Origin of the sequence: Empedobacter sp. UBA7248, assembly GCF_002472945.1 — a bacterium.
GTDB classification, from domain to species: Bacteria; Bacteroidota; Bacteroidia; order Flavobacteriales; family Weeksellaceae; genus Empedobacter; species Empedobacter falsenii_C.
This window is the reverse complement of the sequence record NZ_DKSU01000007.1, coordinates 1-19,953: the sequence shown is the minus strand read 5'-3', so window position 1 is coordinate 19,953 and position 19,953 is coordinate 1. Positions and strand designations below refer to the sequence as shown.

The following is a 19,953-nucleotide window of genomic DNA, read 5'->3' as shown; positions in this document are numbered from 1 at the left end:
GAATGCTAAATTTTGAGTTTCAAAATCCTTGGATCTTACTCTTATTGCTTGCTTTGCCTTTCTTTATTTTCAGAGAAATTCGCAAAACGAGCCAGAAAAAAGCATCCTTAAAATTACCTTCGCTTAAAGCATTTGGAGGTGCAAAAAGTTCGTTAGCGACGTACAAACCACTTTTATTTTTGATGCGAATTATCGCAATGGCTTTGTGCATTGTTGCTTTAGCTCGTCCACGTTATGTAGATGTTACGACAAAAGTAAAATCGGACGAAGGAGTTGATATTTTATTGACTGTAGATACGTCATTGAGTATGTTAGCGCGCGATTTGAAACCAGATCGTTTAACAGCGTTAAAAGAAGTTGCAAAAGACTTTTCACTTGGAAGAAAAACAGACAGAGTTGGTTTAGTCGAATATTCTGGTGAAGCTTTGACACGTGTTCCATTAACAACAGATCGTGATGTTTTGACACAAGAAATTGAAATGTTACATTCAGGTAGTTTAGCTGATGGAACAGCAATTGGAGTTGGTTTGGCAACAGCTGTTAATCATCTTAAAAATAGTAAAGCAAAATCTAAAGTAGTTATTTTGATTACAGATGGTGTTGAAAGTGTAAATCCTTCTGGAGATTTGATGTATGTTTCGCCTATTCAAGCCGCTGATATTGCAGCAGAGAAAGGGATAAAAGTGTATACAATTGGTATTGGAACAAATGGAATGGCGCCTATGCCTTATGGTTACGATATGTTAGGTGATTATGTTTTTGATATGCGTCCAGTACAAATTGACGAAAAATTGTTGGGACAAATTGCAGATAAAACAGGTGGTTTATATTTCCGTGCAACAAACAATGAAAGTCTAAAAAACATTTATGACGAAATTGATAAACTTGAAAAAACAGAAATTAACGAAGTCAAATATTATAATTATACCGAATTGTTTGCACGATTTTTATTGCCTGCATTCATCATTTTGGTATTAGAAGCCATTTTACGAAGAACCGTTTTTAAAGAATTAATCTAATGCAGTGGGGAGAATTACATAATATTTGGTTGATGATTTTATTGTTTGTCGTTATTTTTCTATCGATAACAGTATTTCAATGGCGCGAACGTGTAAAGAAAACATTTGCAGATAAAAAACTGTTTCCATTTGTTTTTCCAATCACATCTTCAAAGCGTTATGGTTTCAAAATCATTGCATTTTGTGTGGCTTTATTTTTAATGGTAATTGCATTGATGGATCCACTTTATGGTGAACGAGATGTGCAAGTAAAGCGCGAAGGAATTGATATGGTTTTCTTGTTAGATTTATCGAGTTCGATGAATGCACAAGATGTCGCTCCTTCTCGATTAGAAAAAGCAACAAAATTAATCACAGAAACATTACATCAATTAGGTGGAGATCGAGCTTCTTTGGTTGCGTTTGCAGCGAATGCTTACACGATTTCTCCATTGACAAATGATTATGCTGCAATCGAAAGTTATTTGCAAAATGTTAATACAGAGTTAATTTCGAGTCAAGGAACAAATTACTTAAATGCGATTCAGGAAGCTGCAAAAACATTCAAAGGATCGGCGAATACAAGTAAATTAATTGTGTTAATATCGGATGGAGAAGACAACGAAAATACAGTTAATCAAGCTTCTAAAATAGCAAAAGATAACGGAATTCATATTGTATCAGTTGGTGTTGGAACAGACAAAGGAGCTCCAATTCCGATGTACTACAATGGCTACGCAGAAGACTATAAAAAGGACGAAACAGGTTCTACAGTTATTACAAAATTAGAAGATAAAAATCTTCGCGAATTGGCACAAGATACAAACGGAACTTACATTCATTTGGATAATACGCAAGATGCATTATCCGCATTATCAATGTATAAAGCCCGATTAGATAAAAACGAAATTGCTAACTCTACAACAAGAGATATGAATCACATTTATCAATGGTTTTTAGCGGTTGCGGTTTGTTTACTTTTTGTGGAATTATTAACATCTGAATATAAGATTTTTAACAAAAAGAAATAGTAAGTTTGTATGGTAAAATGATGTACTTTTTAAAACAAATAGGATTTTTAGGAATAATGCTTTTATCCGTTTTTGGTTATAGCCAATCGAAAGCGAAAAGCTACATTATTGAAGGTAATGAGTATTATCAAAAAGGAAAATTTGATAATGCAGAAGTTGCTTACAAGAAAGCTGCCATGGAAGATCCAACTTCTGTCAAAGCAAATTACAATTTGGGAAATGCCTTATTTCAACAAAAACGCTACAAAGAAAGTATAGCGCATTACAAACGTTCTGCTGAAGTATCTAAAACGAATAATGATAAACATTTGGCTTATCACAATTTGGGAAATGCTTTTATGCAGGAAAAAGATTATCAAAATGCTGTTGATAATTACAAACAAGCCTTACGAAATGATCCAAAAGATGATGCTACACGTTACAATTATGCATTGGCAAAAAAGATGTTAGAAAAAGAACGTGAAAAGCAAAAGGATCAGAATAATAAGGATAATAAAGATCAGAACAAACAAGATCAAAATAATCAGCAAAAACAACAACAGCAGCAAAATAAACAGAATCAACAAAACCAAAATAACCAAAAGCAGAATCAGAATCAATCTCAACAACAACAACAATTTGATCAGCAAAAACAGCAAAATCAAGGAGGAAATCCGAAAGCTGGTGGTGAAAATGGAAATAATAAAGGACAAGGAAATAATCAATCTCCAGAAATCAAACAAGGAAATAATGGAGACGGTAAAGAACAAGATAATGCAAAGAATAATTTGGGAGACGGTTTGCTAAAAGCATTGCAAAATCAGGAAGCCAAAACCCAACGAAAAATTATTCAACAAAAAGCAGAAAAACAACGAACAACAACATCTAAGGATTGGTAATGACAACGACAAGCGTTTTAAATAGCTTTTTAGTGTTTGCCTTAACGTCTATCACAGCGTTAGCACAACAAATTTCTTTTAAATCTGATGCAGACAAAACGCAGGTCAGTTTAGGAGAAGCATTTAGCGTGGGCTTTTTTATCGAATCTAATACAGATAGTTATTCGATTGATCAACCAATGAAATATCCTCCACATAATGGATTACAAATTGTAGGTGAACAACGCTCGCAAAATGTTTCTTATGTGAATGGAAAAGGAGTGATAGAAGAAGGAATTATCCTTGCTTTTGTTGCTGAAAAAGAGGGTAAATATCGCATTGGAGCTGCTAAGATTGTGATTAATGGAAAAACCTATACATCAAAACCTGTCGATGTTGTAGTGAAAGGAACGGGATTGACGCACAATAATTTTAGAAGTAATACTTCTCAACCAGTCTTCCTGCAAAGTAAAGTTTCGAAAACGAATCCTTATGTGAATGAACAAGTTGGTTTATCAGTAAAATTATACGTAAAAGATTTATCTTATCTTAATCGTAAACAAAACTTTCGTCAAGGAAATTTAGATGGATTAAGCCCAAAAATAGTTAAAAGTTCTCCCGAAAATATCAAGCAAGAAATTGTAGGAGGAAAACAATATTTCTCTGAAGAAATTGCACGTTATTATGTTTTTCCTCAAAAACCAGGAAAGATAGAAATTGATCCGTTTTCGGTAGATGTGGTGTTACCAACAACATATGGTGCGGAGCCTGTAGAAGTGCGTAGTAATCCAGTTGTGATTAATGCAAAAGCGCTTCCAGAAGAAGGAAAACCAAAGAATTTTAGCGGTGCAGTTGGTCAATTTAAAATGAATGCTTCGCTTGATAAAAAAGAAGTTGCTACCAATGAAAGTGTAAATTTTGATGTCGAAATTATTGGAACAGGAAACTTTAATACCATTAATTTACCTGAAATTACAACACCAAAAAATTTAGAAAAATTTGCGCCGAAAAAACGTGATGCATATAAAACCTATGATACAGGAATGAAAGGAAAAGTTGCTGAGCAAACAGTTCTTGTCCCAAATTTTGGAGGAGAATATACGATTTCGCCTGTAGAATTTAGTTATTTCGATCCTGTTAAAGAGAAATATGTAACCTTGAAATCAGATTCGATTAATTTGTCTGTTTCAGGTTCTAAAACTTCTTCTGCAACTGCTATAGCATCTAATTCTCCAGATTCGACAATTTCTGATAAAATAGAAGAAATGACGAATGATGTAAAAGAAGGAAAAAGCGGTTGGTTGTGGTTAACTGGTGGTGTAATTGCATTGAGTGCTGGAAGTTTATTTTTGATGAGAAAGAAAAATAATTCGACACAAAAACAAACAATTGAACCAAAAATAAAACCTCTTAACGAGCAAAATAATTTTGAATCATATCAACCAAAAACAGAAACCCAAAAGTTTACTTTGGTTGAAAAACCAACGATAAATTCGAGTCAAATTTCTGCTGAATTAGATGAGTTGAAGCAAAAAATAAACGCTGAAGACCAAAAAGATTTTTATCAATTACAAGAAAATATTTTGTGTAATGCAGCGCTATTAAAAACAAATACAGATTTAGCTCATTTTTCTGACGAGATGATTGCAAATAAACTGATTGAAAATGGTGTGAGCGAATTAGCCGTAGAACAATGGAAATTGTTGTTGAATAATGCGCGGCAAGCGAAATATGCCTTTGGTGGTTTGCATCAAAATTTAGAAGAAGTTTTCGAAGCAACGCAAAATATTTCCGAAGAATTATTACGAAAATAAATTTCAAGTTTTTTAGATAGTAAAAGGGACAATCTCAGTTTTTGAGTTGTCCCTTTTATTTTGAATATTTTTAAGCTTTTCGCCCAACATATTGTATTCCAGAAAGCAATTTTTTTGCATCAACTTTTACTTCGCTTCCTTTGATTTCTACTCCGTTTGTTGAGATTTTTCCGTTCGATCCAACTTTCGTTTTCCCTACAGAAACACCATCTTTTCCAACCGAAATATTTTCATAATCTTTTTGACTAATTCCAATACAATCAACAGGATTATTCGCCGAAATTGTCAATTGATTTTCTTCGTTATCATATATAACACAACCAGTATTGATTTGATAATTCCCGACCAATTGTTTCGGAATTGTATAGATTACTTTTTCGTCACTTGCTAAATAAGAAATCGCATAAATACGCTTGTTTGGAATCAAATGATCGATCCAAATTTTCTTCGAAGATTGTTTGTCTTTTGTTATTTGCACATCATTTTCACTATCGCGCAATTCGTCTGGTGCAGTCAACGCAACTTGGCTGTAACGCCCTGTCACTTGCGCTTTCGTATTACTTGCAAAAGCTGTTACAAGTAAAGTAGCTAAAAAGAGTTTTTTCATATTCGATTGATTTAGTTTCGATTATGTTAATCCAAAAATGAAACCATTTTACAATTCGTCCTCGAAAATTGACAATTCGGTAACATATAATTTCAAACGAAAAGTGTTTGTAAGAACTTTGACTCAACAAATTAAAAAAAAACAAATGATGAAAACAATTTTCTTAACAATCGCAATTTTATTCGGTGTATCAACTTTTGCACAAAAGAATTTTGAATCAGATATGAATAAAACTTTAACGGAATGGAACAAAGGAAATCATTCTTCTGAAGCTAATTTTAAGCAATTAATAAATGATTATCCAAATGAATGGTTACCTAAATATTATTTGACTTTTTCTGAAGTTTTGAAAACTTTCGAATCAAAAGATGTGGATAAAAACGAAGAAATTCTTTCGAATGTAAAAACTCAAATCGATGATCTAGTTAAAAATAATCCATTAAATATAGAAATCCTTAATTTGAAAGCGTTGTATTTAACAGCAGAAATTGTGCAGAATCCAATGCAAAATGGTGCAATTTATTATCCAGAAGTAGTACAAATCTATCAAAAATCGTTGATGTTAAATCCTAGTAATCCGCGTTCTGTTTTAGGTTTGGCTGAGTTTAATATCAATGCTGCAAAATATAGCGGAATGGATATTACACAAGATTGTAAAAATGTAAAAAAATCTTTAGCTTTATTTGATGCTGAAAAGCCAAAAAATAATGAACCGAAATGGGGAAAAGATCGTGCCGAAGCCTTGTTGAATAACGAATGTAAAAACGTACTATAATGATAGCTTTAATTGCACAATTTATTCACGAAATTATTTTTTGGTTAATTAATTTGATTGCTTGATATGGAACCATACAATAAAAGATTAGTAACAATTTTTTCAATTTTAATTTCACTGATATTATTTATATATATTTTAAGTGAAAGTGAATCAGTATATCCTATAGCATCATCTTTTGAGTTAGGTAAATTAGTTGGTCATTCTATGAAATTTATAGCTTTAGGATTTATTATTTACAAATTCATTGAAGGAATTATTGTTTCTGATAAAAAGTTAATTGTTCGTAATATTTTGATTCTTTTTGTAGTCAATATTCTGATTTATAGCGTGATATTTTTCACATCTCCAAATGTGTCATTCAATCAATTTTTTCATCCAGAAGCCATCAAATATTTTATTGGATATTTTTCGTTCAGTATTGCCGCATCTTTTGTAAATACAAGTGTTTTTAATGAATATCGAACAGATATACCAGATTCGCCTAAACCAGAAAAAATTTTAAGAAAGTATTTTTTACGTTCTATTATTTATACGCTGGTATTGTATTATGTATTCGTGGAGTTTGCGAATCTACTTTTGCAGAAATATATTTTTTACGATCAAACAATCAATTATCTTTTAGTTGCAGTGATCACGGTTTTCTTTTTGTTTTTATTTTTTATTATTGATCGAAAGAAAAATAAATTAGAACGTAAAATTGTTATCGAATCAACAAAAGCGGAAACAGCGACAGCACAATTCGAAACCTTAAAAAATCAATTAGATCCACATTTTTTATTTAATAGTCTGAATGTTTTAACTGGTTTGATCGAAGAAAATCCAGATAATGCGATAGATTTTACAACATCGCTTTCTAAGATTTATCGTTATGTTTTAGAACAAAAAGACAAAGAAGTTGTATCGATTCAAGAAGAAATAAATTTTGCAAAAACCTATGTTAATCTTCTAAAATTACGATTTGAAAATAGCATCGATTTCGAAATTGAACAAACAACTTTCTCTGAAACCGAATTTATTGTGCCGCTTTCTTTGCAGATTTTATTAGAAAATACAATCAAACACAATATTGTATCTGATCAAAAGCCTCTTAAAATTAAGATTTATAAAAAAGATAATTATTTGATCATTGAAAACTCTTTTCAACCAAAAGAAACTATTAAAGATTCGACTGGAATTGGACTGAAAAATATTATTAATCGTTATCAATTAATTTCTAATCGAGAAGTCAACATCGAAAAAAATGAACAAATCTTTCGAGTAGAACTTCCCATATTAACACAAAAAAATACAGCTATGAATACACAAAATTTTGACGAACAACAAGCTTATTTACGTGCAGTAGAGCGCGCAAAAGAATTGAAAAAGTTTTATGCACATTTAGCAACTTATGTTGTAATGAGTTTATTCTTTTTTATTCTCAATTTAGTTACAAGTAATGGACATTGGTGGTTTTATTGGCCAGTTTTAGGTTGGGGATTGGGCGTTGCGCTAAATGCTGTAAAAGTTTTTGCGTATGGTTCTGGTTGGGAAGAGAATAAAGCCAAAGAAATCTTGGAAAAAGAGCAAAATAAAAAGTGGCAATAAATGAATTTTGCAAATCAAATAAAGCAAACAAATTGGATTAGAATAATCATTTTTTATGGATTGATATTGATCGGAACTTTTCTGATTCGTAAATGTCCTAATTTTCTACAATTGATTTTTGGAGGTTTAGTCGATTTTCAACTGCCTTGGAATATGAATCATGGTTTGATTATTTTTCTGATTAGTTTACTTTTCTATAAATTCTCTAAGGTTAAAAAAGAAGTTTCTTTTTTGGGAAAAGAAAGTTTAAAAACATTGATTTTTCCATTTATTTTACTCGTTGGTTATTCAATTTATGGGATTAATAACGATTACGGAATTAATAAACATTTGTGGGCAGCGATTTTTATTTCTGTGACGTTGCTTTATGATATTATGGAAGAATATATGTGGAGAGGTTATTTGAATGATGCTTTAGGCAATATATTTTGGATAATAAAAAGCATTATAACGGGAATATTTTGGGCAGTTTGGCATGTATTAATTTTTAAAGATTTCGATCAATTCGGAGGTTTTGGAATTTTCATGTTATTGTGCATTGTTTTTTCTTTTGTATTAACTTTTTCAACAATTCGAACAAAATCGATTATCGTTCCAGCTACAATTCACGCTTTAATGGCTAAGACAAATCTTGCAACATTGATCATTTTTGTCATTATACTTGCTTTATTATTTGTTTGGAACAAAATTTTTGAAAGAAAACCGATTCGTGAATTAACTTAAAAAAAACTATGAAAATACTAATTATAGAAGATGAAAAGCCTGCAGCGCGTTTATTAAAGCGACGTGTAGAAAAATTGGGTTATCAAATACACGAAATGTTGCACTCTGTAGAAGAAAGTGTAGCGTGGTTGAAAACGAATCCAAATCCTGATTTAATTTTTCTGGATATTCAGTTATCAGATGGTTTATCGTTTGAGATTTTTAATCAAGTTGATGTTTCGTCAGCCATTATTTTTACGACAGCTTATGACGAATATGTGTTGAAAGCGTTTAAATTAAATTCGGTTGATTATTTGTTGAAACCTGTTGATGAAGAGGAACTGAAGTTCGCAATCGAGAAATTTGAAAAACAATTTCAGCAAACATCTTCAAGTTTCAATCTAAATGAATTAAAAAATCTTTTTTCGAATAATAAAACAGAAAAATTTAAAGAACGTTTTTCGATCAAAATCGGAACATCAATCAAAATTATAGAAACAGAGAATATCGAATGTTTTTTTAGTGAAAACAAAGCAACATATATTCATACAAAAGAAAATCGAAATTATTTGGTAGATTTTTCATTAGATAAAGTAGAAGAACAAATCGATCCGAAAAAGTTTTTCAGAATTAATCGCAGTCAAATTATCCAAATAGATTCGATTAAAGAAATTACAATGTATTCTAATTCAAGATTAAAAATAATTTTAAATACTTACAACGAGCAAGATATGATTGTGAGTCGCGAAAAAGTGACAGATTTTAAGAATTGGTTGGATTAAGAATTGATTTCTTGCTTTTTTATGAAAAATTGTTCATAAAAACCTCTATTTTTGCATCAACCAATTAATTATCACTAAATACGAATGGAAAATATAACATCATTTTTTCAGAAATTCTCTTTCAACCAAATCGGAACAACTTTCGCTGTGCTTTTTGCTGTTATTGATATTTTAGGAAGTATTCCAATTATTGTAGGAATTCGAAGCAAAGTTGGACATATTCAGTCCGAAAAAGCCTCGATTGCAGCAGGTATTTTGATGATTTCTTTTTTGTTTTTTGGAACTAAAATTTTGAAATTAGTTGGTGTTGATGTTCAGTCGTTCGCCGTTGCTGGAGCTTTTGTGATTTTTATCATAGCTATCGAAATGATTTTGGGAATTGAAATTCAAAAAGGAGTCGAATCCAACTCTGCATCCATCGTTCCTATTGCGTTTCCGTTAGTTGCGGGTGCGGGATCGTTGACAACTGTACTTTCGCTTCGTTCGCAGTTTGCAGATATTAACATTGTGATAGCGATTATATTAAATATGTTAATCGTATATTTGGTGCTGAAATTCGCAGGAAAACTCGAAAAATGGATGGGACCTGGAGTTTTATCGGTGCTGAAAAAAGTATTTGGAGTAATTTTATTGTCAATCGCAATCAAATTATTCACGTCAAATATCGGTGCATTGTTTATGAATGAAATTAAAATTTAAAAATTCATTATCTAATGAAAACATATATTTATATCGCGACAATCGTTTTGTTGATAGGTTTAGGTTACAACCTATATGAGATGGATTATAAAGCTGGTTTTATGGCTGAAGAAAACTTTCGTAGCGTTTTAGGAATTGGAGCATCGGTTTGTGGATTAATTTTAGTATCTGTATACTTTAGTTTTTTCAGATTGCAGGCAAATCTTAAGAAATAAACAGTTTTACAACTTATAATAAATGAAAAAGATTAATCCGAGGATTAATCTTTTTTTGTTTGTATCGCTTCGTTTAATTTTTCTAATAAAGTTTTGACAGATTGTTCAATCACTTCAAAAGGTTGATGTTTTGTCGAAGTATAAATCATCACCAAATCAACCGAATAGTTTTCATTAGGTTCAAGCAATAATTTATTTAATCTGTAAGCTTCTTTAGCACGACGTTTCAATAAATTTCGATCAACCGCGTGTTTGAATTTTTTCTTCCCAACACTCACTCCTACTCTTATATTGTAATCAGCTTTCGGCTTGATTTTGTAGACAAATCTAATCGGATGAGAAACACATGTTTTTCCATCAGAAAACAATTCATCGAATGCTTTTCTGCTTTTAAGTTTCTCATTCTTACCAAAAGTCAATTTCATATTGCTAAATTCTACGTAAATTTGTAACTGCAAAAGTAAGTATTCTAAAAAGTTTTAGAATTATGTAACTTTGAAAATAATTTATTTTTATTTAAAACAAAAAAAGAACAATATGTATCCAGCAGAAATAGTAATGCCAATGAAGGAACAGTTAACATCTAACGGTTTCGAAGATTTAACAACTCCAGAACAAGTAGAAGCAGCAATCAAACAAGAAGGAACAACTTTGGTAATGGTAAATAGTGTTTGTGGTTGTGCTGCAGGTGCTGCAAGACCAGGAGTTGTAATGTCATTAGATAATGATAAAGTTCCTGCACATTTAACAACAGTTTTCGCAGGATTTGATAAAGATGCTGTAGCAAAAGCACGTGAGTTTTTTGCTCCATTTCCTCCAAGTTCTCCAGCTGTTGCTCTATTCAAAGATGGTGAATTAGTACATATGTTAGAGCGTCACCACATCGAAGGACACTCTGCAGCAGCTATCGCAGAAAACTTAAAAGCAGCTTACAACGAGTTTGCTTAAGACTAAATTTGAAGATTATTTCAAAAATATTTTAAAAAGTGGAGCAATTTGTTCCACTTTTTTTGTGTTCAAAATTCTTATAAAAAAGAGTTTTATAAATTTTAATTCAAGGAAAAGTTCAAAAACCTGAATTAACATCATAACATAAAATATATCATATCAAATAGATTGCTAAACCTATGAAAGAGAGAAAAATGTATCGAAATAATCAGTAAATTAGCAATTCGAAATTTTATAATACATTATTTAATAAACAAATGAGAATAGCAGTCGTAGGCGCTACCGGAATGGTCGGCAGAGTTATGCTCCAAGTTTTGGAAGAAAGAAATTTTCCAATCACTGAAATTATACCAGTAGCATCAGAAAGATCAATAGGAAAAACTATTGAGTACAAAGGAAAGGAATACAAAATTGTATCAATGCAGGATGCTGTAGAAATGCGACCAGATATCGCAATCTTTTCAGCAGGTGGAGAAACTTCCAAACAGTGGGCGCCTAAGTTTGCAGAAGTTGGAACAACTGTAATTGACAATTCATCGGCTTGGAGAATGGATCCAGATCGTCCGTTGATTGTACCTGAAATCAATGCAGATATTTTAACAACGAATGATAAAATTATCGCAAATCCTAACTGTTCTACAATTCAGTTGGTAATGGTTCTTAATCCTTTACACAAAAAATACGGAATTAAACGTGTGGTTGTTTCTACTTATCAATCAGTTACGGGAACAGGCAAAGATGCAGTGGAGCAATTGAATGGAGAAATAGAAGGACGTGATGTAGCGAAAGTTTATCCATACCAAATTTTCAAAAATGCATTGCCTCATTGTGATGTTTTTGATGAAGAAACAGGTTACACAAAAGAAGAATTGAAATTAACACGTGAGCCTCGTAAAATTATGCGTGTGGACGAAATGAATATTACTGCTACTGCGGTTCGTGTTCCTGTGCAAGGAGGACATTCGGAGTCTGTGAATATTGAATTTGAGAATGATTTTGATTTAGCTGAAGTTCGCAAATTATTAGCAGAACAGGAAGGTGTAACTGTACAAGATAATCCTGATACAAATACTTATCCAATGGCTTTCTATTCAGAAGGAAAAGACGATGTTTTTGTAGGACGTATCCGTCGTGATTTATCTCAACCAAATGCATTAAACTGTTGGATTGTTGCGGATAATTTACGTAAAGGAGCTGCTACAAATGCGGTTCAGATTGCAGAATATCTAGTAAAACACAATTTAGTTGGATAATATTTTCAATTAATAATATAGATTAAAGTCGCTCTTGTAGCGACTTTTTTTATGTTTAATGAATAAGTTTTCAGAACTTTAACAAATATTTTACGCTATCAAAGCAACCATAAGCGTAATTTTCGCATCTAAACAGTAAGAAAGAAAAAGTATTTTGGACGAAAAACAACTCATAAAAGCTTGTATCAGCAATGATTCGAAAGCACAGCGACTGCTTTACGAAAAATATGATGCGCGATTTTTTGCGGTTTGTAAACGTTATTTTACCGATATACAACAAGCGGAAGATGCGTTGGTAAAAGGATTTTTGAAGATTTTTCAGAATCTTGAAAATTATTCGTTCGAAGGAAGTTTTGAAGGATGGATGCGAAGAATTATGATTAATGAATGTTTGATGGAGTTGCGGAAAAATAAAATCTTTCATCTTAATGTTGACGATTACTCCTCTTCTATTTCATCTAACCAAGAAGCTTCGCAACAAATCGAAGAAGATGATGTGATGAAACTCCTCGATTATCTGCCCGAAGGCTGTCGTCTCGTGTTTACCCTCTACGTTATTGAGGGGTATAAGCACAAAGAAATTGCCGAAAGTTTGGGCATTACAGAAGGAACATCGAAATCGCAACTCAATTTAGCAAAGACGAAATTGAAGGAAATGTTAAGTAAGAATGAAAATATAAAATCAAATTTATCGTGAACACAAACGATCCAATAGAAGATTTATTTCGATCAAGAAGTAACGAAACTGTCGGCGAAAAACCGAGAGATTTGGTGTGGAAACGTATTGAATCTGGTTTGCAGAACGAGGAAAAGAAAAAGAAACCTATTCGCGAATTTGTTTCGAGTGTATGGTTTTCTGCTGCTGTTTTCGCATTGATTGCGATTCCTTACTTTGTACTTTTTATCGAAAATATTAATACTGAAAATAGAGAAAATTCACTTGAAATTGTCAAAACAAATGTCCCAGTTATCGAGCAATCGCCTGCTGAACAAGAAGAAATAGTGGTTTTGGAATCGAAAGATAAAGATTTGGAAAAACCTCTAGAAATAGTAAAGAATGATAAAGTTACAAAAGAGTCTGTTTATAAAGTAATTGAAGGACATTCTGCTGATGCAATTGCTGACGAAGGATATTTTCCTCAATTATCTAAAGCGTCCGCTCCAAATGCTCCAGTTACTTTATCAGCACCGCAAGCAATGGAAGCTCGTTCTAAGGTTTTAGATTCGATAGAAAAAGAAGGTCAATATGCTAAAGCAAATAGTCAAAATTTGGGATATTTGAAAGATTCTGCTATTTCAGATAAGTTAGCAGGAAAAGCTTCAGGAGTTGTAATTAGAGGTGCTTCTAAACTAAAAGACACTTCTGATGTGATGAAAATGAAAGTTGTTGCAGAAGAACGTACTGCGAATACATCATTAGAAACAGCTTCGGTGATGGAAGTTTCACCAAAAAAATCTGTAGTTGACAAATCTGCGATTGTTTATAAACCTTTGAAATTTACAGTAAAATCGGATATTTTACGTACCAATTTTAAATTACAAAAGAAATCAAAAAATAAAATTTCGTTTGAAAGTACAACGAATAATCTTGTCATTACATTCGAAAAAATAAATGATAATATTGTTTTAACGACTAACGAACCAAAGGTTGATGCAACGCTTTTGGGCGTCTTGGAAAAGAATAAAAAAGAAATATTTAAATATTATAATAAATAGAGATTAAAAAAGGTTCACTTTTAGCGAACCTTTTTTACTTATTTCCATATAGTTTTATTGCATTTTCTTTGTCTTGATTCATCGCGGTGATTAAATCATCTAACGAATCAAATTTCTTTTCATCTCGCAAATGTCCTAAAAATTCAAGGCGAATTGTTTCTCCATAAATTTCTCGATCAAAATCCAAAATATTCACTTCTACCCGATGTTCGCGAGAATTGGTAACCGTTTCTCTAAATCCGATGCTTAATAAGCCTAAATATTTTTGATTATCCACAAAAACATCAACTGCATAAACGCCATCTTTTGGAATCAATTTATTGGGATCAACTTGTAAATTAGCGGTAGGAAAACCAAGTGTACGCCCAATTTTATCACCATGAACAACCTCTCCAGAAAGTGGATATTGATAGTTTAACGCTTTGTTTGCATACGCGATATTTCCTTCGATAAGTGCATTTCTAATTTTTGTAGAACTCACCGCCACATCATTTTCTTCGATAGCTTGCAATTGAATCAAATTAAAAGCATATTCTTTCGAAAGAACTTGTAATTGCTCAAAATTTCCTTCTCTATTTTTCCCGAAATGATGATCGTAACCAATCACTAACGTATCAATATTGATTTGATCAACCAATAAATTCTTGACAAATTCGACAGAAGTTACTTGGGAAAAATCTTTTGTAAACGCTTGAATAATCAAATGTTCTAACCCAAATTGACGTAAAACATTTTCTTTTTCCTCTAAAGTATTCAAGAATTTAAGATCACAATTTGGTTGTAAAACCATTCGAGGATGTGGATTAAAAGTAATCAGAACACTTTCCCCATCAATTTCATTTGCAATTGTATTGAGTTGTTTTAGAATAGATTGATGTCCAATGTGTACACCATCAAACATGCCCAAAGTAAGGACAGGACGTTTGATAGGTTTGATTTCTTCTAAGGATTGATAAACGTTCACTAAAAATGATTTTGCACAAAATTAAGGCTTTCAAATCGAACTTCAAATCTATTTTTAATTTCCTTTGATTGTAATATTCTGATTACTAATCAAAATATTATGACAAAAATCTTAAAAAGTATATAAATTATACAATGTTTTTAACTTACCTTTGCACCCAAATAAAATAAACTAAATCATTTCATATAATGGCAAATCAAAAGAAAGGTAAGATTGCACAGGTTATTGGACCTGTAATTGACGTTATTTTTGATAACGCAGAAGGCCTTCCAAATATTTATGATGCATTAGAGGTTCCTCGTCAAGGAAAAGAAACATTAATTCTTGAAGTCGAGCAACACATCGGTGAAGATACTGTACGTTGTATCGCAATGGATAGTTCTGATGGTTTACAAAGAGGTCAAGAAGTTATCGCTTTAGGAAAACCAATTATGGTTCCTATTGGAGAAAACATCAAAGGACGTGTATTTAATGTAGTTGGAGATGCTATTGATGGTTTAGGGAATTTAGACAAAGAAAACGGTTTACCTATTCACCGTCCAGCTCCAAAATTCGAAGAATTATCAACATCTGCAGAAGTTTTATTTACAGGGATTAAAGTAATTGACTTAGTAGAGCCATACGTAAAAGGTGGTAAAATTGGTTTATTTGGTGGTGCTGGAGTAGGTAAAACAGTATTAATTCAGGAGTTGATGAACAACATCGCTAAAGGACACGGAGGTTTATCTGTATTCGCTGGTGTTGGTGAGCGTACTCGTGAAGGTAATGACTTAATGCGTGAGATGATTGAAGCTGGATTAATTAATTACGGTGAAGATTTCATGCACTCTATGGAAGGTGGATCTTGGGATTTATCTAAAGTAAACAGCGAAAACATGAAAGAGTCTAAAGCTGCTTTCGTTTTCGGACAAATGAATGAACCTCCAGGTGCACGTGCTCGTGTTGCTTTAACAGGTTTAACATTAGCTGAATATTTCCGTGACGGAGATGGACAAGGTCAAGGACGTGACGTATTATTCTTCGTAGATAATATCTTCCGTTTTACACAAGCAGGTTCTGAGGTTTCTGCCTTATTAGGACGTATGCCATCAGCCGTAGGTTATCAGCCAACATTAGCAACTGAGATGGGTGCTATGCAAGAGCGTATTACATCTACTAAAAACGGATCTATTACATCTGTACAAGCAGTATATGTACCTGCCGATGATTTAACTGACCCTGCGCCAGCTACAACTTTCGCGCACTTAGATGCTACAACGGTATTAGATCGTAAAATTGCTTCATTAGGTATTTACCCAGCGGTAGATCCATTGAACTCTACATCTCGTATCTTATCACCAGCAATTATTGGTAAAGAACATTACGAAACAGCACAACGTGTAAAAGAAATCTTACAACGTTACAATGCTTTACAAGATATCATCGCGATTTTAGGTATGGAAGAGTTATCAGAAGAGGATAAATTAGTTGTACACCGTGCACGTCGTATCCAACGTTTCTTATCTCAACCATTCCACGTTGCAGAACAGTTTACAGGTATCCCAGGTGTTTTAGTAGACATCAAAGATACAATCAAAGGATTCAACATGATCTTAGATGGTGAAGTTGACCAATATCCTGAGGCTGCATTCAACTTACGTGGTACAATCGAAGAAGCGATTGAAGCTGGAGAAAAAATGTTAGCAGAAGCTAAATAATATAGTTTAACCATACAAAGAGTGCTTACGTTTCTTTTTTTTTTGAAAGTTGCTAAGTACTCTTTTTTTTAAAAACAATAGGATTATGCACTTACAAATTATTACGCCAGAATTCGTAGTTTTCGATGCAGAAGTAGATGCTGTTACTTTACCAGGGAAAGATGGTGAATTTCAGTTATTAAATAACCACGCTCCTATCGTTGCAACTTTAGGTGAAGGAACAATCAAAATTAAAGTTCACACAAAAACTTTCGAAGATTTCGATAATCAATCTGGTAAAGTTTACAGTTCTCCATCTAATGAATCTACATTATTGTTAGATATCAAAGGAGGAACAATAGAAATGAACAATAATAAAGTAATCGTTTTAGCAAACTAATTACTTTTTTATCATAAAACTTAAAAGGAGATCAATTTTGATCTCCTTTTTTTATATTTTCTACTTAATATTCTCTTTTTTACTTCAAATTTTATTCTGTTTAAATCCTTTTTATAGATTTCGAAAGAAATATTTTTAACTTTTTGGTGTAAATATTCTTTATAAATTGATTTTATAGATTTATTTTCTAAAAACTGATTATAAATTTTATTATTTAGAAAATTATTCTAATTTCACATCTAATATAAAACTACAAAGTGTAGTTAGAAATGAATAATTTTTTTAAAGATGAAGTACAATTCTAAAAAACATTCTTTTGGACACGGCGTCCTGCTTCACAGCATCTATAATTGTATCAATAGTAAAATTCGAATGTGCAGCTGCTAATTTCAGCTAACTAACCTACCCTACTATTTATTAATCGTAGTCACATTCAACACAATTTTATTATGTCAACAGAAAAACAATTACATTTCGATACTTTACAAGTACACGCAGGTCAGGAAGTAGACCCAACAACAGGCTCTCGCGCTGTTCCAATTTATCAAACATCTTCTTATGTATTTAATGATGCCGAACACGGAGCAAATTTATTTGCTTTGAAAGAATTTGGTAACATTTACACAAGAATTCAGAATCCAACAACCGACGTTTTCGAAAAACGTATAGCTGCGCTCGAAGGTGGTGTTGCGGCATTAGCTGTTTCATCTGGACAAGCTGCACAATTTATTGCTTTAAATAATATTTTAGAATCGGGAGATAATTTTGTTTCAGCTTCTAATCTTTATGGCGGAACATATAATCAATTCAAAGTTGGTTTTAAACGTTTAGGTGTTGATGTTCGCTTTGCTGAAGATGCAGATCCAGCTAAAATAGAATCATTAATTGATGAAAATACAAAAGCGATTTATTCAGAAACGATAGGAAATCCGAGTTTTAATGTTCCAGATTTTGAAGCAATCGCTGCAATTGCGAAGAAACATAATATTCCATTTATTGTGGATAACACATTTGGTGCGGGCGGTTATATTTTCAAACCTTTAGAACATGGAGCAAATGTTGTCGTAGAATCTGCAACAAAATGGATCGGAGGACATGGAACATCAATTGGAGGTGTAATCGTTGATGGAGGAAGTTATGATTGGGGAAATGGTAAATTTCCACAATTTTCTGAACCATCAGAAGGTTATCATGGTTTAGTTTTTTCCGATGTCTTCGGGGTGAATGGACCTTTTGGGAATATTCAGTTTATTATTCGTGCTCGCGTAGAAGGTTTGCGCGATTTTGGTCCCGCAATTTCACCTTTCAATTCTTTCCTATTGTTACAAGGTTTAGAAACGTTGTCGTTAAGAGTTCAGAAACATTTGGACAATACGTTAGAAATTGCGCATTGGTTAGAACTTCATCCGCAAGTAGAAAAAGTGAATTATCCTGGATTAATTACCTCTCCAAGTCATCATCTGGCAAAAAAATATTTAAAAAATGGTTTCGGAGCTGTTTTATCATTCCAAATTAAAGGTGATGCAGACAAAGCGAATCAATTTATTGATAGTTTAGAATTGATTAGTCACTTGGCAAATGTTGGTGATGCAAAATCATTAATTATTCATCCTTCTGCAACAACTCATCAACAATTGAGCGATGATGAACAAAAATCTGCTGGAGTTTTTCCAGGATTATTGCGTCTTTCTGTCGGAATCGAATATATTGATGATATCAAAAATGATCTTCAGCAAGCTTTTGATAAAATTAAGTAAACAAAGTATTTTAGCTATAAATTAATTCAGTGAATTTTCATCAATATAATTATACAAAGCCATTTCAATTAGAAAATGGTCAAATTCTCGAAAATTTAACCATTGCTTATCATACAGCGGGAACATTGAATCCCGAAAAAAACAATATCATCTGGGTTTGTCATGCTTTAACGGCAAACTCGGATGTTTTCGATTGGTGGGCTGGTCTTTTTGGAGAAAATGAATTGTTCAATCCAAAAGATCATTTTATTATTTGCGCCAATGTGATTGGTTCTAATTACGGAACAACAAATCCGTTATCTACAAATCCTGAAACAAATTCGCCTTATTATAGAGATTTTCCTACAATTACGATAAAAGATATGGCAAACGCGCATCAATTGTTGGCAGATCATTTAGGAATTTCAACTATTCATTTATTAATTGGTGGTTCACTCGGTGGTCAACAAGCGTTAGAATTTACGTTGCTGAATCAAGTTAAAGTGGACAATTTAGTTTTGTTGGCGACGAATGCAATACATTCTCCTTGGGGAATTGCGTTCAACGAATCGCAGCGTTTAGCTATCGAAGCAGATGCAACTTTTAACGATAAAACTGAGAATGGAGGAAGAAATGGATTGATTGCAGCACGTACAATTGCGATGTTGTCTTATCGTACCTATATTATATATGAACAGAAGCAAAAAGACGAGGATTCTGTTTACAATGATTTCAAAGCTTCTTCTTATCAAAAATATCAAGGTGAAAAATTAGCAAACAGATTCAATGCTCATTCTTATTGGACACTTTCGAAAGCGATGGATTCGCAAAACCTGGCTCGAAATAGAGAATCTTTAGAGAAATCTTTAGCTCAGATTTCTTCGAACACTTTAGTGATTGGAATTTCTTCGGATATTTTATTTCCGCCAAATGAGCAAAAATTTATAGCGAATCATATTCCAAATGCAAAATTTATCGAAATAGATTCTATTTTTGGACACGATGGTTTCTTAGTCGAATTACAAGAATTAAATTCAATTCTGGAACATCTCGTCTAATATTATGAAATGAATAATTATCTAAAGCTCGATTTATTCGAGCTTTTTAATTTTTAAATAGATTCTACTTCGTAGAATTCCTCCCGAATCGCTCCTTCTAAAGTATCCGTTTTACTTTTCTTTTGTTCAAGAAAA

At 32.4% G+C, this 19,953-nt stretch carries 21 protein-coding genes; 18 read left to right on the top strand and 3 right to left on the bottom strand.

The window, feature by feature from the left end:
* The first annotated feature begins 2 nt into the window (after window positions 1-2).
* The 4 genes from B4A23_RS05740 to B4A23_RS05725 are packed head-to-tail and all read left to right on the top strand — an operon-like array spanning window position 3 to window position 4,700.
* On the top strand, window positions 3-1,019 hold the full coding sequence (locus tag B4A23_RS05740; protein ID WP_291117937.1) for a vWA domain-containing protein: 1,017 nt from the start codon (window positions 3-5) through the stop codon (window positions 1,017-1,019).
* Window positions 1,019-2,029 carry a vWA domain-containing protein gene (locus tag B4A23_RS05735; RefSeq protein WP_291117935.1) on the top strand — a complete coding sequence of 337 codons (1,011 nt, stop codon included), beginning with the start codon at window positions 1,019-1,021 and terminating at the stop codon, window positions 2,027-2,029. Before B4A23_RS05740 ends, B4A23_RS05735 begins: the two co-directional genes overlap by 1 nt.
* Window positions 2,030-2,046: 17 nt before the next feature.
* The gene (locus B4A23_RS05730) at window positions 2,047-2,907 is read left to right on the top strand and encodes a tetratricopeptide repeat protein (protein WP_291117932.1); all 861 of its coding nucleotides are present in this window, start codon (window positions 2,047-2,049) and stop codon (window positions 2,905-2,907) included.
* Window positions 2,907-4,700, top strand: coding sequence for a BatD family protein (locus B4A23_RS05725; protein ID WP_291117929.1), 1,794 nt, complete (start codon window positions 2,907-2,909; stop codon window positions 4,698-4,700). The genes B4A23_RS05730 and B4A23_RS05725 overlap by 1 nt, the downstream gene beginning before the upstream one ends.
* 70 nt (window positions 4,701-4,770) lie before the next feature.
* Here B4A23_RS05725 and B4A23_RS05720 read toward each other — a convergent pair whose 3' ends face one another.
* A complete protein-coding gene (locus B4A23_RS05720; protein ID WP_180905519.1) occupies window positions 4,771-5,307 on the bottom strand; it encodes a hypothetical protein in 537 nt (178 codons plus the stop codon).
* 37 nt (window positions 5,308-5,344) lie between these two features.
* Here B4A23_RS05720 and B4A23_RS05715 point away from each other — a divergent pair, with 37 nt between their 5' ends.
* The 6 genes from B4A23_RS05715 (at window position 5,345) to B4A23_RS05690 (ending at window position 10,067) form a co-directional block, all read left to right on the top strand.
* Window positions 5,345-6,082, top strand: coding sequence for a tetratricopeptide repeat protein (locus B4A23_RS05715; RefSeq protein WP_291117925.1), 738 nt, complete (start codon window positions 5,345-5,347; stop codon window positions 6,080-6,082).
* Window positions 6,083-6,289: 207 nt separating this feature from the next.
* On the top strand, window positions 6,290-7,669 hold the full coding sequence (locus B4A23_RS05710; protein ID WP_291117922.1) for a histidine kinase: 1,380 nt from the start codon (window positions 6,290-6,292) through the stop codon (window positions 7,667-7,669).
* Window positions 7,670-8,392: a CPBP family intramembrane glutamic endopeptidase gene (locus B4A23_RS05705; RefSeq protein WP_291117919.1), complete on the top strand. Its 723-nt coding sequence runs from the start codon at window positions 7,670-7,672 to the stop codon at window positions 8,390-8,392.
* A gap of 8 nt (window positions 8,393-8,400) precedes the next feature.
* Complete coding sequence (locus tag B4A23_RS05700) at window positions 8,401-9,153, top strand: LytR/AlgR family response regulator transcription factor (protein WP_286512436.1); 753 nt, start codon at window positions 8,401-8,403, stop codon at window positions 9,151-9,153.
* A gap of 84 nt (window positions 9,154-9,237) precedes the next feature.
* The gene (locus tag B4A23_RS05695) at window positions 9,238-9,852 is read left to right on the top strand and encodes a MarC family protein (protein ID WP_038336159.1); all 615 of its coding nucleotides are present in this window, start codon (window positions 9,238-9,240) and stop codon (window positions 9,850-9,852) included.
* Between the two features lie 14 nt (window positions 9,853-9,866).
* Window positions 9,867-10,067, top strand: a complete 201-nt coding sequence (locus tag B4A23_RS05690; protein ID WP_125350576.1) for a hypothetical protein — start codon at window positions 9,867-9,869, stop codon at window positions 10,065-10,067.
* A 44-nt stretch (window positions 10,068-10,111) separates the two neighbouring features.
* Here B4A23_RS05690 and rnpA read toward each other — a convergent pair whose 3' ends face one another.
* Entirely contained in the window at window positions 10,112-10,492 is a 381-nt protein-coding gene (gene rnpA / locus B4A23_RS05685; RefSeq protein WP_286486590.1) for a ribonuclease P protein component, read from the bottom strand.
* A 112-nt stretch (window positions 10,493-10,604) separates the two neighbouring features.
* Between rnpA and B4A23_RS05680 the strand changes: the two genes are divergently transcribed.
* The 4 genes from B4A23_RS05680 (at window position 10,605) to B4A23_RS05665 (ending at window position 13,984) form a co-directional block, all read left to right on the top strand.
* Window positions 10,605-11,015, top strand: coding sequence for a BrxA/BrxB family bacilliredoxin (locus B4A23_RS05680; RefSeq protein WP_291117910.1), 411 nt, complete (start codon window positions 10,605-10,607; stop codon window positions 11,013-11,015).
* 257 nt (window positions 11,016-11,272) lie between these two features.
* A complete protein-coding gene (locus B4A23_RS05675) occupies window positions 11,273-12,268 on the top strand; it encodes an aspartate-semialdehyde dehydrogenase (protein ID WP_286512431.1) in 996 nt (331 codons plus the stop codon).
* 154 nt (window positions 12,269-12,422) lie between these two features.
* Window positions 12,423-12,965: an RNA polymerase sigma factor gene (locus tag B4A23_RS05670; protein ID WP_286478603.1), complete on the top strand. Its 543-nt coding sequence runs from the start codon at window positions 12,423-12,425 to the stop codon at window positions 12,963-12,965.
* Window positions 12,962-13,984 (top strand): hypothetical protein, encoded by a 1,023-nt coding sequence (locus B4A23_RS05665; RefSeq protein ID WP_291117905.1) that lies wholly within the window; start codon window positions 12,962-12,964, stop codon window positions 13,982-13,984. The genes B4A23_RS05670 and B4A23_RS05665 overlap by 4 nt, the downstream gene beginning before the upstream one ends.
* A gap of 34 nt (window positions 13,985-14,018) precedes the next feature.
* Here the strand turns inward: B4A23_RS05665 and B4A23_RS05660 are convergent, their stop codons facing one another.
* Window positions 14,019-14,948, bottom strand: coding sequence for a bifunctional riboflavin kinase/FAD synthetase (locus B4A23_RS05660; RefSeq protein ID WP_291117902.1), 930 nt, complete (start codon window positions 14,946-14,948; stop codon window positions 14,019-14,021).
* A gap of 188 nt (window positions 14,949-15,136) precedes the next feature.
* Between B4A23_RS05660 and atpD the strand changes: the two genes are divergently transcribed.
* The 4 genes from atpD to B4A23_RS05640 all read left to right on the top strand — a co-directional run bounded on the left by atpD (window position 15,137) and on the right by B4A23_RS05640 (window position 19,818).
* Window positions 15,137-16,645, top strand: coding sequence for a F0F1 ATP synthase subunit beta (gene atpD, locus B4A23_RS05655; RefSeq protein WP_114998651.1), 1,509 nt, complete (start codon window positions 15,137-15,139; stop codon window positions 16,643-16,645).
* A gap of 85 nt (window positions 16,646-16,730) precedes the next feature.
* Window positions 16,731-17,024, top strand: coding sequence for a F0F1 ATP synthase subunit epsilon (locus B4A23_RS05650; RefSeq protein ID WP_038336143.1), 294 nt, complete (start codon window positions 16,731-16,733; stop codon window positions 17,022-17,024).
* A gap of 449 nt (window positions 17,025-17,473) precedes the next feature.
* Complete coding sequence (locus B4A23_RS05645) at window positions 17,474-18,781, top strand: O-acetylhomoserine aminocarboxypropyltransferase/cysteine synthase family protein (protein WP_291117899.1); 1,308 nt, start codon at window positions 17,474-17,476, stop codon at window positions 18,779-18,781.
* A 29-nt stretch (window positions 18,782-18,810) separates the two neighbouring features.
* Window positions 18,811-19,818 carry a homoserine O-acetyltransferase family protein gene (locus B4A23_RS05640; protein WP_291117896.1) on the top strand — a complete coding sequence of 336 codons (1,008 nt, stop codon included), beginning with the start codon at window positions 18,811-18,813 and terminating at the stop codon, window positions 19,816-19,818.
* Window positions 19,819-19,953 lie beyond the last annotated feature (135 nt).

What these genes read in the sequence shown, in the direction of transcription:
- B4A23_RS05705 (WP_291117919.1), top strand. Translation starts at nt 7,670, where the DNA reads ATGAATTTTGCAAATCAAATAAAGCAAACAAATTGGATTAGAATAATC.
- B4A23_RS05645 (WP_291117899.1), top strand. Translation starts at nt 17,474, where the DNA reads ATGTCAACAGAAAAACAATTACATTTCGATACTTTACAAGTACACGCA.
- B4A23_RS05725 (WP_291117929.1), top strand. Translation starts at nt 2,907, where the DNA reads ATGACAACGACAAGCGTTTTAAATAGCTTTTTAGTGTTTGCCTTAACG.
- B4A23_RS05740 (WP_291117937.1), top strand. Translation starts at nt 3, where the DNA reads ATGCTAAATTTTGAGTTTCAAAATCCTTGGATCTTACTCTTATTGCTT.
- B4A23_RS05715 (WP_291117925.1), top strand. Translation starts at nt 5,345, where the DNA reads ATGAAACCATTTTACAATTCGTCCTCGAAAATTGACAATTCGGTAACA.
- B4A23_RS05720 (WP_180905519.1), bottom strand. Translation starts at nt 5,307, where the DNA reads ATGAAAAAACTCTTTTTAGCTACTTTACTTGTAACAGCTTTTGCAAGT.
- B4A23_RS05680 (WP_291117910.1), top strand. Translation starts at nt 10,605, where the DNA reads ATGTATCCAGCAGAAATAGTAATGCCAATGAAGGAACAGTTAACATCT.
- B4A23_RS05710 (WP_291117922.1), top strand. Translation starts at nt 6,290, where the DNA reads ATGAAATTTATAGCTTTAGGATTTATTATTTACAAATTCATTGAAGGA.
- B4A23_RS05730 (WP_291117932.1), top strand. Translation starts at nt 2,047, where the DNA reads ATGATGTACTTTTTAAAACAAATAGGATTTTTAGGAATAATGCTTTTA.
- rnpA (WP_286486590.1), bottom strand. Translation starts at nt 10,492, where the DNA reads ATGAAATTGACTTTTGGTAAGAATGAGAAACTTAAAAGCAGAAAAGCA.
- B4A23_RS05650 (WP_038336143.1), top strand. Translation starts at nt 16,731, where the DNA reads ATGCACTTACAAATTATTACGCCAGAATTCGTAGTTTTCGATGCAGAA.
- B4A23_RS05700 (WP_286512436.1), top strand. Translation starts at nt 8,401, where the DNA reads ATGAAAATACTAATTATAGAAGATGAAAAGCCTGCAGCGCGTTTATTA.
- B4A23_RS05735 (WP_291117935.1), top strand. Translation starts at nt 1,019, where the DNA reads ATGCAGTGGGGAGAATTACATAATATTTGGTTGATGATTTTATTGTTT.
- B4A23_RS05675 (WP_286512431.1), top strand. Translation starts at nt 11,273, where the DNA reads ATGAGAATAGCAGTCGTAGGCGCTACCGGAATGGTCGGCAGAGTTATG.
- atpD (WP_114998651.1), top strand. Translation starts at nt 15,137, where the DNA reads ATGGCAAATCAAAAGAAAGGTAAGATTGCACAGGTTATTGGACCTGTA.
- B4A23_RS05690 (WP_125350576.1), top strand. Translation starts at nt 9,867, where the DNA reads ATGAAAACATATATTTATATCGCGACAATCGTTTTGTTGATAGGTTTA.
- B4A23_RS05695 (WP_038336159.1), top strand. Translation starts at nt 9,238, where the DNA reads ATGGAAAATATAACATCATTTTTTCAGAAATTCTCTTTCAACCAAATC.